Origin of the sequence: Rhizobium etli 8C-3, from assembly GCF_001908375.1 — a bacterium.
GTDB classification, from domain to species: domain Bacteria; phylum Pseudomonadota; class Alphaproteobacteria; order Rhizobiales; family Rhizobiaceae; genus Rhizobium; species Rhizobium etli_B.
This window is the reverse complement of sequence record NZ_CP017241.1, coordinates 1,218,930-1,231,733: the sequence shown is the minus strand read 5'-3', so window position 1 is coordinate 1,231,733 and position 12,804 is coordinate 1,218,930. Positions and strand designations below refer to the sequence as shown.

Sequence of the window (12,804 nt, the reverse complement as noted above, 5' to 3'; positions counted from 1 at the left end):
AAGGGGCAACTCGATGCGGCATCGAACCGGACGCCAACGGCTCGCTGACGCTCCCGCACCACTTTTGCAAGAGCGGTAACACCTTTGCGCTCGGCTATCTCTGGCCTAAACGGAAGTGAAATGAACGAGGACACGCAAAAGGCCCGCAACGTCGACATGCGGTGGATTTTCGCGGTGCTCGCCGCATATTTTCTCCTACAGATTGCCGTTCGCGTGGCGATGCCGCCGACGCTCGGGCTCGACGAAGCCGAGCAGGCCTTCCGCTCGCAATGGCTTGCCGCCGGTTATGGCCCGCAGCCGCCTTTCTACAACTGGCTGCAATATGCCGCCTTTTTAATCAGCGGTGTCTCGCTGCTTTCGCTTGCCGTCGTCAAGAATGCGCTTCTTTTCACATCCTACGTAATTTACGGCCTGACAGCACGGATGATCCTGAAGGACAGCGTACTGGCGATGATCGCAACGCTCGGGCTCCTGACGCTTCCGCAGGTCGCATTCGAAATGCAGCGCGACCTGACGCATACGGTCGCGGTGTTCTTCTCGGGCTGCGTCTTCCTCTATGGATTTGTCCGATCGCTCAAGAAGCCGGATGTGCTCTCATATCTCGTGACCGGCATCGGCATCGGCATCGGCCTGCTGTCCAAATACAATTTCGCCCTTCTGCCCGCTTCGGCGCTCTTGGCGGCACTGATGGATCCGCAGATGCGCAAACGCGTCTTCGACCGGCGCATGGCCCTGACCACAATCACCGCTCTCGTCATCGTACTGCCGCATCTCTTTTGGCTGAAGGACAATCTCGGCTTTGCAACGGCCCGGACACTGAAAAAGCTGACCGACGGCGGCAATGCGAGCTACGTTTCTCAGGTCGCCACGGGTTCAGGCATGCTCGTTCTTGCAGTGATCGGCTTTTGCGCGGTCACATTGCTCGTCTTTGCGATCGCCTTCGGCAAGCCGTTTGCCTCGGCCCTTTCCGGCAGGTCCCAGTGGACGCAGCTCCTTGAGCGCATCATGCTTTTTTCCACCCTTGGCATCCTGCTTCTCGTCATCTTCGGCGGAGCAGCCCATATCAAGGATCGGTGGCTGGTGCCGCTCTTCTTCATCTTCCCGCTTTATCTTTGTCTCAAGGTCGAGGCATCGAAAGTTGCGGTTTCAGATCCTTTGCGCCGCTTCATGCCGATCGTCGCGATCATCATGATCACCGTTCCAAGCGTTCTCTTCGGACGCATCGCGGCTTCCACTTTGAACGGCGATTACGAGCGATTGAACGTGCCCTACGCTCAACTCGCCGCAGCGCTCCGGCAACAGGGCGAGCCTGCCGCCATACTGGCGGAAGGCAGCCTGCTTGCGGGGAATTTGCGGAAGGACCTTCTTCCGGCGACCGTGATTTCTACCGACTATCCGGGGTTCAAGCCTGTGGTCTCGATCTCGAAGCAACGCCCGCTGCTCGTAGTCTGGCCGCTTACAACTTCCCAAGGCAATGCCCTGCCCGCCAAAGCCGCCGAGTGGCTGAAATCGATGCCGGAGCTCGGCAGCATCGCGCCTAAGGTTTCGACGATCGAGGTTCCGTATTACTACGCTCGCAATGGCGATTCCTATCGTTTTGGCTACGCGTGGGTCGCGCCTGCGGACTAGTTTTTCAGTTCCTTCCAGGCCGCATCCAGAGCGATCTTTGCGATCCGAGCCATTTCGTCCACCTCATCATGGCTGATGACAAGTGGCGGGGAAGCCAGCATCCGGTCGCCGGTGGCCCGCAGCACGAGGCCGTTTCCGAGCGCATGGTTGCGCACGAGTGCTCCGACCGCGTCGGGCTTTTCGAAGCGCGTGCGGGTCTTCTTTTCCGCAGTGAGCTGCAGCCCACCCATCAGGCCGATGCTCACTGCTTCGCCGACGAGATCATGGTCGCCGAGAGCGCCCCAGGCTTTGCCAAAATAAGGCCCGATGTCATTGCGGACGCGCTCGACCAGCTTTTCGTCCTCGATGATGCGCAAGTTCTCCAAAGCCGCCGCAGCGCAGACGGGATGGCCGGAATAGGTGAAGCCGTGGTTGAAGTCGCCGACCTCGTTGATCAGCACGTCGGCGATGCGGCCGCTGACCAACACGCCGCCGATCGGCAGGTAGCCCGATGAGAGGCCCTTGGCGATCGGCGCCAGATCTGGCTCAACGCCGAAATGCTGATGGCCGAACCATTCGCCGAGACGGCCAAAGCCGCAGATGACTTCGTCGGCAACGAGCAGGATGTTGCGCGCCTTGCAGATGCGGTCTATCTCCGGCCAATAGGTCTGGGGCGGGATGATAACGCCCGCTGCACCCTGCACCGGCTCTGCGACGAAAGCGGCGACATTTTCCTCGCCGAGCTCGTCGATCTTCGCCTCCAGTTCGAGCGCCACCTTAAGGCCGAATTCGCAAGGCGACAGGTTGCCGCCCTCGCCGTACCAGTAGGGCTGGCCGATATGGACGATTCCGGGGATCGGCAGGTCGCCCTGCTCGTGCATGTATTTCATGCCGCCGAGGCTGGCACCGGCAACCGTCGAACCGTGATAGCCGTTCTTGCGGGCGATCACGATCCTCTTCGAAGGCTTGCCGACTGCACTCCAATAGACGCGCGCCATGCGCAACCAGGTATCGTTGGCCTCTGAGCCGGAGCTGGTGAAGAAGACATGGTTGAAGCGCGGGCCGGCATGAGCAGTCACCTTTTCCGCAAGCAGCGTCGTCGGCGTGCTCGTGGTGCCGAAGAAGGTATTGTAGTAGGGCAGCTCGTTCATCTGCCGCGCGACGGCATCTGTGATTTCCCTGCGGGCGTAGCCGATATTGACGCACCAGAGCCCGGCAAAACCGTCCAGATACTTCTTGCCGTGCGTATCCCAGATGTAGACACCCTCGCCGCGCTGAATGATGCGCGTGCCGTCGGCATTCAGCTTCTTCATGTCGGAGAAGGGATGTAGATGATGGGCGGCATCGATGGCGGCGAGATTTGAGCGCTGGTAAGTATCGGACATGATTTGCAAAACACCTGCGAAGATTGAAAGGTCCGTCTCAATGAGCTACGACCTTGGCCCTGTCCGAGGGGATTTTCAAGATGACGGCTGACATCACAAACGGCAAAGCTGCGACAGGCGAACCGGGGATCGAGATCCTGCTGGTCGGCATGAATGGGGATTTGCGGGGCAAGCAGATCCCGCTGGATGCCCAGAAGAAAATCTGGGAAGGCGAGGTGCGTCTCCCCTCCTCGACGCAGTCGCTCGATATCTGGGGCAACGACAATGACGACATCACCGCCCTGTCGCTGACGATCGGCGATCCGGACGGAAAGTGCATCGCCGATATGCGCAGCCTGGCGCCGATGCCCTGGGTGGCGCCGGAAGGCTCCATGCAGGTGCTGGCGACGATGCACGAATTCGACGGCAGCCCGAGCTTCATGGATCCGCGAGCGATCCTGGCGGCGGTGCTGAGGCGCTACGAAATGCGCGGCCTCACGCCGGTCGTCGCCACGGAACTCGAATTTTACGTGATGGAACAGGACTGGCGCGATACCGGCCGTCCCTCGCCGCCCAAAAGCCTGACCTATCGCGGAGAGCCGAACGGTTTCCAGCTTTACGACATGAGCGCCGTCGATGCGCTAGGCGCTTACCTGCAGACGGTGCGCGCCTATGCCAAGGCGCAGAACCTGCCTCTTGAGGCGACGTCGGCCGAATTCGGTCCCGGCCAGTTCGAAATCAACCTGCTGCACCGGCCGGATGCCTTGGCCGCCGCCGACGACTGCATTTACCTGAAGCGCATCGCCGAGCAGGCCGCCCGCAAGCACGGCCTCAAATCGACCTGCATGGCCAAGCCCTATTCCGAACATGCCGGTTCCGGCCTGCATGTGCATGCGAGCGTCATCGACGGGCAGGGCCGCAACATTCTCGATGCCGGGGGCGGCGAGCCGAAGCGGCTGAAATCCGTGTGCGCCGGAATGCTGAACACGATGCGCGAGGCGCAGCTGATCTTTGCGCCTTTCGCCAATTCCTACCGCCGCTTCCAGCCTGGGTCCTTTGCCCCCATCGACCTCACCTGGGGCAGCGGCCATCGCGGCACGGCGATCCGCATCCCGGACAAGAACGGGCCGGCAGCGCGCATCGAGCATCGCGTCGCCGGTGCAGATGCCAATCCTTACCTGCTTCTGGCCGCCATCCTCGGCGGCATGCTGCTTGGCCTCGACGCCGATCTCGATCCCGGCGAGGAGACAACGCCGTCGCATGTGCCCAAAAACTCGGCGCGGCTGACGCATGATTTCCTTTCGGCCGTGGAAAACTTTCGCGCATCGTCCTTCATCGCCGATATCTTCGGCGAGCGCTATCAGAAGCTCTACGGCGACACCAAATACAAGGAAGCCATCACCTATCTGCGCACGGTCTCCGACTTCGACTATCGGACATATCTGCCGCGCGTCTAGGGCCTGCCGGCGGCCATGTCAAAGGTGGACCCGGCGGTATCCAAGTCGTAGAATGAAACTTCCAAGAAGCGGAGGTTTCCGAAAGGATCGCGCAAATGGCTATCTTCATGGACCGGCATGAACTTACAGGAACGACGGCCGCCGACGTTGCCGAGGCGCATCGCAGAGACCTGGAGATTCAGGACCGGTATGGCGTTAAGTTCCTCACCTACTGGTTCGACCAGCGGCGCGGGACAGCCTTTTGCCTCATGGACGCGCCCGACGCGGAAACAGCCCAATGCGTGCACCGCGAAGCGCATGGCTTCGTCGCTGGCGAGGTTGTCGAGGTCGCGTTGTCGGCGGTCGAGGCGTTTCTTGGCCGAATTCACGATCCCGAGCCGGCGCCTGGACAAGCCTCAGGCGAGATGGATTCCGGCCACCGGGCCATCCTGTTCACCGACATCGTCGGCTCGACCGCGATGACATCGCGGCTTGGCGACCGCATGGCGACCGAACTGGTCAGGGCACATGATTCGATCGTGCACAGATGTCTCAGCCACTGTTCAGGCCGCGAGGTGAAGCACACCGGCGACGGCATCATGGCGACATTCGCCTCGACAGCGGCAGCCGTCGATTGCGCAAGGACGATCCAGCAGGAATTCAAACGTTACAACCGCGGAAACCCTGAGCCGATCCATGTTCGCATCGGAGTGGACTGCGGCGAGCCCGTCGAGGACAGCGACGACCTGTTCGGCTCCACCGTGCAACTTGCAGCGCGCTTGTGCTCGGCCGCCTCCGCCGACCATATCCTCGTGTCGGAGAATATTTTCCGGGAGTACGGCACCGCTGATCTCTTTACTCACGCAACGCGCCGGCGTTTGAAAGGATTTGCAAAGCCCGTATTGGCATTCCGATGCGAATGGACCGATGCTGGCGTGAAGCGGCAGACTAAGCAGCAGGCTCCCGCCGCTCGGCCTCATTGACCTGCGCGGCAAGGCCCTGCTTGACCAGCACCTTCAGCTCTTCTGGATGCAGCTTGATGGCAATGTCGCGTTCGAGCGGCAGAAGCTCGCCGTCCATGACGCAATTGGCCTTTGCCCTCAGCTTCGGGAAATGCAGATGCACTTCGGCCGGATGCATGACCATCACATCGGCATTTTCGCGGACCTTGCCGCGCAGCATGTCGACGGCAAGACGGGCGACGCCGATCGGCTTCAGCGGTTTTGCAGTGTAGAAGCCAAGCTCGCCGCTGCGCAGGTCATCGGCATAAAGAAGCGCGTTCTCGCCGAAGGGATTGTTGGAAACCGAAACGGCCGATACGCGGCGCGTCTCGCGCACGCCGAGCGCCTGGAACTCGACCTCGAATTCCGGCGGGTTGAGCACGACGCCGAAGGCTGCGCGGAGGCTGGCGCGCATCTTGCCGAAACGGGAGCGATAGCTGAAGGAGTTGCGGTATCGCACCATGCGCGCATGAAGTCCTGCCGAGAACTGGTGGATAAAGGGCCGGCCGTTGGCGCTTGCAATGTCGACATGATCGACCTCGCCGGTAGCCAACACATCCAGCGCCTGCCAGATATCAAGCGGCACTTTCAGCGAGCGGGCAAACAGGTTCATGGTTCCGGCCGGTACGACACCGAGTGCGACCCCGTTCTTCCAGGCGATCGAGGCCGCTGCCGATATCGTGCCGTCACCGCCGCCCGCCACGATACCGTCGATATCGTCGCGCCGGGCGGCCCGCTCCATCGCCGGAACGATCTCCTTGCCGGAAAAGACGATGGCCTCGAAATCATGTCCCGCTTCCCGGAAGGTCGCTTCTGCCCGCTTTTCGTAGGCCTCCATATCGGTGGTACGGAAAATACCGCCGTCTCTGTTGAAAAAACCTACAAGCTTCATCAGGGGTGCCGTTCCTCGGGTCGTGGCGTCTCAGTCAGTGCTCCTTAAGATGGTTGGACCCACTTCGTTTTCAAGCGCGCCATGCAGGCGACCGTCCTGGCAGCGAGCCGGCCGGCCTGAATATTGCAATGCACGTATGCACATAGCAGGACGCTGCACTGCAAAAAACGCACTCGACGCTGATGGCACGATCCCCGATGATTTCAATGATGGAGACAACCTGTTCTCCGTCTCCCGCCAAAGAAACGGCCGACATCCTCAGCGCCCGCTCTCCGGATGGCCTCCCTCCAGACATGCCTCAGGAGCTCGCGTGAGCCAGATCGCCGTAGACCATTCCATCGATTCCAGTCCGGCTGGCGAAGCCCCCTCCCCGCTGGCGATCGCCCTGGTGCAGCTGGCGCTGGCCTGCGGCGGCTTCGGCATCGGCACCGGAGAATTCGCCATCATGGGCCTGCTGCCGAACGTGGCGGACACGTTTTCGGTTACCACCCCGCAGGCGGGTTACGTCATCAGCGCTTATGCGCTCGGCGTCGTCATCGGCGCACCCGTGATCGCAGTCCTCGCCGCCAAGACGACACGACGCTCACTGCTCCTGCTGTTGATGGGCATTTTTGCAGTCGGCAATATCTTGAGCGCACTGGCCCCGACCTTCGAGAGCTTCACCGTGATGCGCTTCATCACCGGCCTGCCGCACGGTGCCTATTTCGGCGTCGCCGCGATTGTCGCTGCTTCGATGGTGCCGGTGCACAAGCGGGCACGAGCTGTCGGCCGGGTGATGCTGGGTCTGACGATCGCAACCGTCCTTGGCACACCACTTGCGACGGTCTTCGGCCAGTCGCTCGACTGGCGCGTCGCCTTCACCTGCGTCGGCGTCATCGGCCTCGTGGCCGTGGCGCTCATCTGGTACTACGTGCCGCGCGACCAGGTCGCGGACGGTGCCGGCTTCCTGCGCGAGCTTGGCGCCTTCAAGCGTCCGCAGGTCCTCCTGACGCTCGCCATCGCAGCCGTCGGCTATGGCGGCATGTTCGCGATGTTCAGCTATATCGCCGGTACGACCATGAAGGTCGCAATGCTGCCGGAAAGCATGGTTGCCGTCATGATGGTCCTCTTCGGCGTCGGCATGAATGCCGGCAACATCGTCGGCTCACGGCTTGCCGACAAATCGATCATGGGGACGATCGGCGGCTCGCTGGTCTTCAACATCGTCGTGCTGACGCTGTTTTCGCTGACGGCATCAAGCCCCCTTATGCTGGCGATCTGCGTGTTCCTCGTTGGCTGCGGCTTTGCGGCCGGTCCTGCGCTGCAGACGCGGCTGATGGACGTCGCCGCCGATGCGCAAACGCTTGCCGCCGCCTCAAACCACTCTGCCTTCAACATCGCAAACGCACTCGGCGCCTGGCTCGGTGGCCTTGTGATCGCCTGGGGCTACGGCTTTGCGGCAACGGGCTATGTCGGCGCCGTGCTGTCCTTGTTCGGCCTGCTCGTCTACGCCGCCTCGCTACGCCTGGAGCGCAGCCGGCGCGCATGAAGGATCGCGCAGTTCGTGGCCTTGCGGACGGCAGAAGACATATTCTTCGCCCCAGGCCGCCAATGCGCGGATGATCGGCTTCAGCGTTTCGCCAAGCGGCGTCAGCGCATATTCCACACGCGGCGGCACGACTGGATAGACCGTGCGCGAAACCAGGCCGGATTGTTCCAGTTCCCGCAGCTGCTTGGTCAGCATGCGCTGCGTCACCGCTGGCAGCTTCCGGCGCAATTCGTTGAAGCGCAACGTTCCGTCCATGAGGTGGAACAGGATGACACCTTTCCATTTTCCATCAAGATGGCTCAGCGTCGCCTCGACCGGACAGCCGGGGAAATTCTTGGTCAGCTTCGCGCGGGGCAACGACATTTTACAGTATCCTTTTTGGTACTACGTACAGAATTGGTGCATTCTTGCAGTCGTTGGACATAAGGCGCATCTAGCCTCCGTGCAACGAACATGGGAGTTTTCCAATGCGCGCCGTCGCCTACAAGATCCCGCAGCCTATTTCCGCCGAAACCTCGCTGATCGATGTCGACCTGCCGGTTCCGGAGGCGATCGGGCATGACCTGCTCGTCGAGATCAAGGCCGTTTCCGTCAATCCGGTCGATGTGAAAGTGCGGGCACATTCGGCACCGCCGGCAGATGAAGTGAAGATTCTTGGCTGGGATGCAGCTGGCATCGTCAAGGCCGTGGGTCCGGACGTCACGCTCTTTAGGCCCGGAGACGAAGTGTATTACGCCGGTGCCATCAATCGCCCGGGCACGAACGCGGAATTCCATCTCGTCGACGAGCGCATCGTTGGCCGCAAGCCGAAAAGCCTAGGTTTCGCGGCCGCCGCCGCACTGCCGCTGACTTCGATCACAGCCTATGAAGCACTGTTCGATCGATTGAAGGTTCGCGACGCGGTCCCGGGTGCTGCTCGCGCGCTCCTCGTCATCGGCGGTGCCGGCGGCGTCGGCTCGATCGCCATCCAGATTGCCCGCGCGTTGACCGATCTGACGGTCATCGCAACCGCCTCCCGTCCCGAGACACAGGTCTGGGTGAAGGAACTTGGCGCGCACCACGTCGTCGATCACTCCAAGCCGATCGCCCCGCAGGTCGCAGCTCTCGGCATCGGAGCTCCGGGCTTCATCTTTTCGACAACCAACACCGACAGCCATATCGCCGGCATCGTCGAGGCAATCGCACCGCAGGGCCGTTTCGCGCTGATCGACGATCCGACGTTCCTCGACGTCGTGCCCTTCAAACGCAAGGCCGTTTCAGTGCATTGGGAGCTGATGTTCACACGGGCGCTCTTTTCGACGCCCGATATGATCGAGCAGCACAACCTCCTCAACAAGGTGGCGGAGCTTGTGGATGCCGGCAAAATCCGCACGACACTCAGCCAGACCGTCGGCGCGATCAATGCTGCCAATTTGAGAAAGGCGCATTCGATGATCGAGAGCGGCAGGATGAAGGGCAAGGCCGTGCTGGCCGGCTTCTGAGGGGCACCGATATTCCGCGCATATTGCCGCACTCGGGCGCGGTATTGTGCTCGCAAACCACCGCCGCTTGACTTTTGTCAATCGGAGGAGCAGGTCTTACGGCACGCGGATGACAGCGCTTTTTCCGCGGATATCAACGGAGCCATCAACCCGATGTCAAGCGACAGTAGCAGTCGATTGCCCTTGCCGTACGCGGCCGCCGTGCGCTGACCGACCCCTGTCGGGCTCGCCCGCCGGACGCTGCGGCGGATCGACGGAAAGGCGAGCCAGTGAACATCAATCGCTTCCCCCTGCGGACAGACCATGCTGCCCGCTTCTTTGCCAACGACCGTCTCGCAGTGGTCACCACGGCAGAGCGCGTCGAGCGTCTCAACATACTCGACATCCCGGAGGCAGCGGCCATCCTCGCCACGCTTCCGCAGCACAAGGCCGTCCGCATTCTCGGCAGGCCGGAGCTGCACAACGCTGCCGCAATCCTTGCCGAGATGCCGCTCGAGCATGCCGCTCGGCTGCTCAATGCCACGGCAAACGATCGCGTCGCCGATCTCTTCCATGAATTGGACGAGGATTCCCGCGCCACTCTTTTCGCAAAGCTCGATCGCGCGACGGCGCTCGCCGTCAAGCACCTGATGGGCTATCCGCCGCGCACGGCCGGCAGCATCATGACGACCGAGTTCGTGAGCGTTCCGGACGCCTGGACCGTTGCCGAGACGCTCGACCATGTTCGCCAGGTCGAACGCTCGCGCGAGACGGTCTATGCGATCTACATCCTCGACACGGCAACGCAACGGCTGAGCGATGTCGTGACACTGCGCCGCCTGATCACCGGCGAACCGCAGGCATCGGTTCTTTCCGTGGCCCAGAAGGGCGGCGTCGTTTGCTGCGATCCGCTGATGACGCAGGAGGACGTCGCCCGGCTGATCCGCAAGCACAATCTTTTGGCCCTGCCGATCGTCAGCGACGACGGCCACATGCTCGGCATCGTCACCGTCGATGACGTCATCGACACGATGATCGCAGATACGACCGAGGACGCCCAGAAGTTCGGCGGCATGGAAGCCCTCGGCAAGCCTTACATGAAGATCGGTTTTGCCGGCATGATCCGTAAACGGGCCGGTTGGCTTTCGGCCCTTTTCCTCGGCGAGATGCTGACGGCAAGCGCCATGCAGTATTTCGAAGGGGAGTTGGAGAAGGCGATCGTGCTGACGCTCTTCGTCCCTCTCATCATGAGCTCGGGCGGCAATTCGGGGTCGCAGGCGACGTCGCTCATCATCCGTGCCCTGGCGCTCGGCGAGCTCAAGCTTTCGCACTGGTGGCGCGTGCTCTTGCGCGAGCTGCCGACCGGTATCATGCTTGGCGCCATCCTCGGGCTCGTCGGCTTCGGCCGCATCGTGCTGTGGCAGAAAATCGGCCTTTACGACTACGGCGAACATTGGCTGCTCGTCGGCGCCACCGTCTTCGCCGCGCTGATCGGCATCGTCACGTTCGGCTCGCTCTGCGGCTCGATGCTGCCGTTCCTGCTGCAAAGGCTTCGCCTGGACCCCGCCAGCGCCTCGGCACCGTTCGTCGCGACACTGGTCGACGTGACCGGCCTGGTGATCTACTTCTCCGTCGCCCTGCTCATCCTCAGCGGAACGTTGCTCTAGCCAGGCCATCCCCTTCTTTTCTGGCGCAGAATGGCCGGTGGCTCGTCCTCAGAGCCGATGAGGGTCGAGCGCCGAAGGAAATCGACCAAGGCTACGGTCGGCATGCACAACCTTGTCCCGTGCTGTTGATCCCTCATCCCTGTGGTTGCCACAGGGATGAGGCAGTCGGACCCGCCATGGCTGGATTGTCCTGACAACGACAGGAAAAATCGAGGACGAGCCTTTCGCCAAAATCAAGGCTCGCTCGCATTTTGCCTCCATCTGCTTCACCGGCTGACCTGGCGGGCGTGCAGATCTACTTCCCCTTCGGCAGCTTCAAGGGCCCGTTGGTCTTCATGCTGCGGATGGCGAAGTTCGAGCGGATGTCGCTGACGTTCGGCAGCCTCAGAAACGTATCGGTGAGAAGCCGTTCGTAGGCAGCAAGGTCCTCCACCACGACTTCTGCCAGAAAATCCGCGCTTCCAGAAATCAGGAAACAGGATACGATCTCAGGGATCGCAAGAAGAGCCGCCTGCTGGGCTTCAGAATTCTCACGGCTGTGATGGGCCACCTTGAATTCGACCAGCACCGTCAGCCCCAGCCCTACCTCCTTCCGGTCGATATCGGCGCGGTAGCCTCGGATCACACCGGCCTTCTCGAGGTTGCGGATCCGCCGCAGGCAAGGCGATGGCGAGAGATTCACCCTTTCGGCGATTTCGACGTTGGTGGCGCGTGCATCCTCCTGCAGGCATTCGAGGATGGCCAGATCGAATTTATCGAGATTCGGCATAATTCCTAACTTGAGCCTTGATTGTTGGCAGATAATTGCTGGTAGCATGTTTTTGACGCTACAGATAGCAAGGACATGCCCTGACCATCGGGCCTATCCTTTTCTCGGTCGGACACCACCCCTGACAAGAAAGGACAGACCGATGACCAGCTTTGGCATCACCAACGAGAAGTCCCCATCCCTCTTCACCGGTTATGCGGGCGCAACCATCACCGTGCTCATCTGGGCGACGTGGCTTCTTGCGACCCGCCACAGCGCAGCAACGCCGCTTGGCGCGATCGATATCGGACTCATCCGCTACGGAATTCCTGCGCTTGCCCTTTCGCCCGTTTGGCTCAAGACCGGCCTGCTGCCGAAGGGCGTTCGGCTACATCTGCTGGCATTGATGGTGGCCGGCGCAGGTGCAGTCTTCTTTCTCGTCACCACGCTTGCCATCCATGCGACCCCGGCAGGTTCCTCGGGCATCCTGCTCGGCGGCTCCATGCCGCTTGCGACGGCACTCATCGGCATATTCGTCTTCGGGGAGCGGCCGGACATTACCCGCGCGATCGGCCTCACCGCGATCGTCGGCGGCGTGCTCGTCCTGCTTGTACAAAGCCTGGGGGATGCATCGCTGCCGTGGACGAGCTTCGTGCTTTTGCCGGCGGGCGCCGTTCTTTGGGCAAGCTATACGCACGCCTTCCGCCGCAGCGGGCTCACCGCCATTCAGGCGAGCGCCCTGATCGCCGTCTGGTCGTTCCTGATCATTGCAGGCCTTGCCGCCGGCTTCGGCACCTCGCTGGCCCGGGCAAGCGCCGAGGATCTGGGACTGCAGGTCCTGAGCCAGGGCATCCTGTCCGGGCTTGTCGCGATGCTTGCCTACGGCACTGCCGTCAGAACGCTGGGCAGCACGCAGGCAGCTGCCTTTACGGCGATCACGCCGGTGTTGGCAACGATTGGCGGGGCAATCTTGCTGGGCGAGGAAATCGGCCTGGCAGAAATCGCAGCCGCTGTCATCACGGGAACGGGCGTAGCGTTGTCGACGGGGATCGCCGCCCGGCGCTGAACAAGACCCAGACACACGGAGCCCGGCGGCCTTG

The 12,804-nt window shown here is 61.8% G+C and carries 11 protein-coding genes; 7 read left to right on the top strand and 4 right to left on the bottom strand.

Annotated elements, in window-relative coordinates; translation table 11 throughout:
- Positions 1-120: 120 nt before the first annotated feature.
- Entirely contained in the window at positions 121-1,629 is a 1,509-nt protein-coding gene (locus AM571_RS06165; protein WP_074060660.1) for a glycosyltransferase family 39 protein, read from the top strand.
- On the opposite strand, the gene AM571_RS06160 is transcribed toward AM571_RS06165, so the two are convergent.
- Complete coding sequence (locus tag AM571_RS06160) at positions 1,626-2,993, bottom strand: aspartate aminotransferase family protein (protein WP_074060659.1); 1,368 nt, start codon at positions 2,991-2,993, stop codon at positions 1,626-1,628. The two genes, AM571_RS06165 and AM571_RS06160, sit on opposite strands and share 4 nt — an antisense overlap.
- Before the next feature lie 80 nt (positions 2,994-3,073).
- On the opposite strand from AM571_RS06160, the gene AM571_RS06155 reads away from it, so the two are divergent.
- Entirely contained in the window at positions 3,074-4,429 is a 1,356-nt protein-coding gene (locus AM571_RS06155) for a glutamine synthetase family protein (protein WP_074063096.1), read from the top strand.
- Between the two features lie 95 nt (positions 4,430-4,524).
- Entirely contained in the window at positions 4,525-5,391 is an 867-nt protein-coding gene (locus tag AM571_RS06150; RefSeq protein WP_074060658.1) for a nickel-binding protein, read from the top strand.
- Here AM571_RS06150 and AM571_RS06145 read toward each other — a convergent pair.
- Positions 5,357-6,301, bottom strand: coding sequence for a diacylglycerol/lipid kinase family protein (locus AM571_RS06145; protein WP_074060657.1), 945 nt, complete (start codon positions 6,299-6,301; stop codon positions 5,357-5,359). The genes AM571_RS06150 and AM571_RS06145 overlap by 35 nt on opposite strands.
- Positions 6,302-6,611: 310 nt before the next feature.
- On the opposite strand from AM571_RS06145, the gene AM571_RS06135 reads away from it, so the two are divergent.
- A complete protein-coding gene (locus AM571_RS06135; protein ID WP_074060655.1) occupies positions 6,612-7,829 on the top strand; it encodes an MFS transporter in 1,218 nt (405 codons plus the stop codon).
- Here the strand turns inward: AM571_RS06135 and AM571_RS06130 are convergent.
- Positions 7,800-8,192 (bottom strand): winged helix-turn-helix transcriptional regulator, encoded by a 393-nt coding sequence (locus AM571_RS06130; protein WP_074060654.1) that lies wholly within the window; start codon positions 8,190-8,192, stop codon positions 7,800-7,802. The two genes, AM571_RS06135 and AM571_RS06130, sit on opposite strands and share 30 nt — an antisense overlap.
- Positions 8,193-8,296: 104 nt before the next feature.
- Here AM571_RS06130 and AM571_RS06125 point away from each other — a divergent pair, with 104 nt between their 5' ends.
- Together AM571_RS06125 and mgtE are read left to right on the top strand one after the other, a co-directional pair.
- Positions 8,297-9,310, top strand: a complete 1,014-nt coding sequence (locus AM571_RS06125; RefSeq protein ID WP_074060653.1) for a zinc-binding alcohol dehydrogenase family protein — start codon at positions 8,297-8,299, stop codon at positions 9,308-9,310.
- A 269-nt stretch (positions 9,311-9,579) separates the two neighbouring features.
- On the top strand, positions 9,580-10,956 hold the full coding sequence (gene mgtE / locus AM571_RS06120; RefSeq protein ID WP_074060652.1) for a magnesium transporter: 1,377 nt from the start codon (positions 9,580-9,582) through the stop codon (positions 10,954-10,956).
- Between the two features lie 295 nt (positions 10,957-11,251).
- Here mgtE and AM571_RS06115 read toward each other — a convergent pair whose 3' ends face one another.
- The gene (locus AM571_RS06115; RefSeq protein ID WP_420493368.1) at positions 11,252-11,773 is read right to left on the bottom strand and encodes an Lrp/AsnC family transcriptional regulator; all 522 of its coding nucleotides are present in this window, start codon (positions 11,771-11,773) and stop codon (positions 11,252-11,254) included.
- A 94-nt stretch (positions 11,774-11,867) separates the two neighbouring features.
- On the opposite strand from AM571_RS06115, the gene AM571_RS06110 reads away from it, so the two are divergent.
- Complete coding sequence (locus tag AM571_RS06110; protein ID WP_074060650.1) at positions 11,868-12,770, top strand: DMT family transporter; 903 nt, start codon at positions 11,868-11,870, stop codon at positions 12,768-12,770.
- Positions 12,771-12,804 lie beyond the last annotated feature (34 nt).

Bases quoted from the DNA above. Each gene is read 5' to 3' on its own strand.
- AM571_RS06115 (WP_420493368.1), bottom strand. From the start codon at position 11,773: ATGCTACCAGCAATTATCTGCCAACAATCAAGGCTCAAGTTAGGAATT.
- AM571_RS06110 (WP_074060650.1), top strand. From the start codon at position 11,868: ATGACCAGCTTTGGCATCACCAACGAGAAGTCCCCATCCCTCTTCACC.
- AM571_RS06125 (WP_074060653.1), top strand. From the start codon at position 8,297: ATGCGCGCCGTCGCCTACAAGATCCCGCAGCCTATTTCCGCCGAAACC.
- AM571_RS06165 (WP_074060660.1), top strand. From the start codon at position 121: ATGAACGAGGACACGCAAAAGGCCCGCAACGTCGACATGCGGTGGATT.
- AM571_RS06155 (WP_074063096.1), top strand. From the start codon at position 3,074: ATGACGGCTGACATCACAAACGGCAAAGCTGCGACAGGCGAACCGGGG.
- AM571_RS06160 (WP_074060659.1), bottom strand. From the start codon at position 2,993: ATGTCCGATACTTACCAGCGCTCAAATCTCGCCGCCATCGATGCCGCC.
- AM571_RS06130 (WP_074060654.1), bottom strand. From the start codon at position 8,192: ATGTCGTTGCCCCGCGCGAAGCTGACCAAGAATTTCCCCGGCTGTCCG.
- AM571_RS06145 (WP_074060657.1), bottom strand. From the start codon at position 6,301: ATGAAGCTTGTAGGTTTTTTCAACAGAGACGGCGGTATTTTCCGTACC.
- AM571_RS06150 (WP_074060658.1), top strand. From the start codon at position 4,525: ATGGCTATCTTCATGGACCGGCATGAACTTACAGGAACGACGGCCGCC.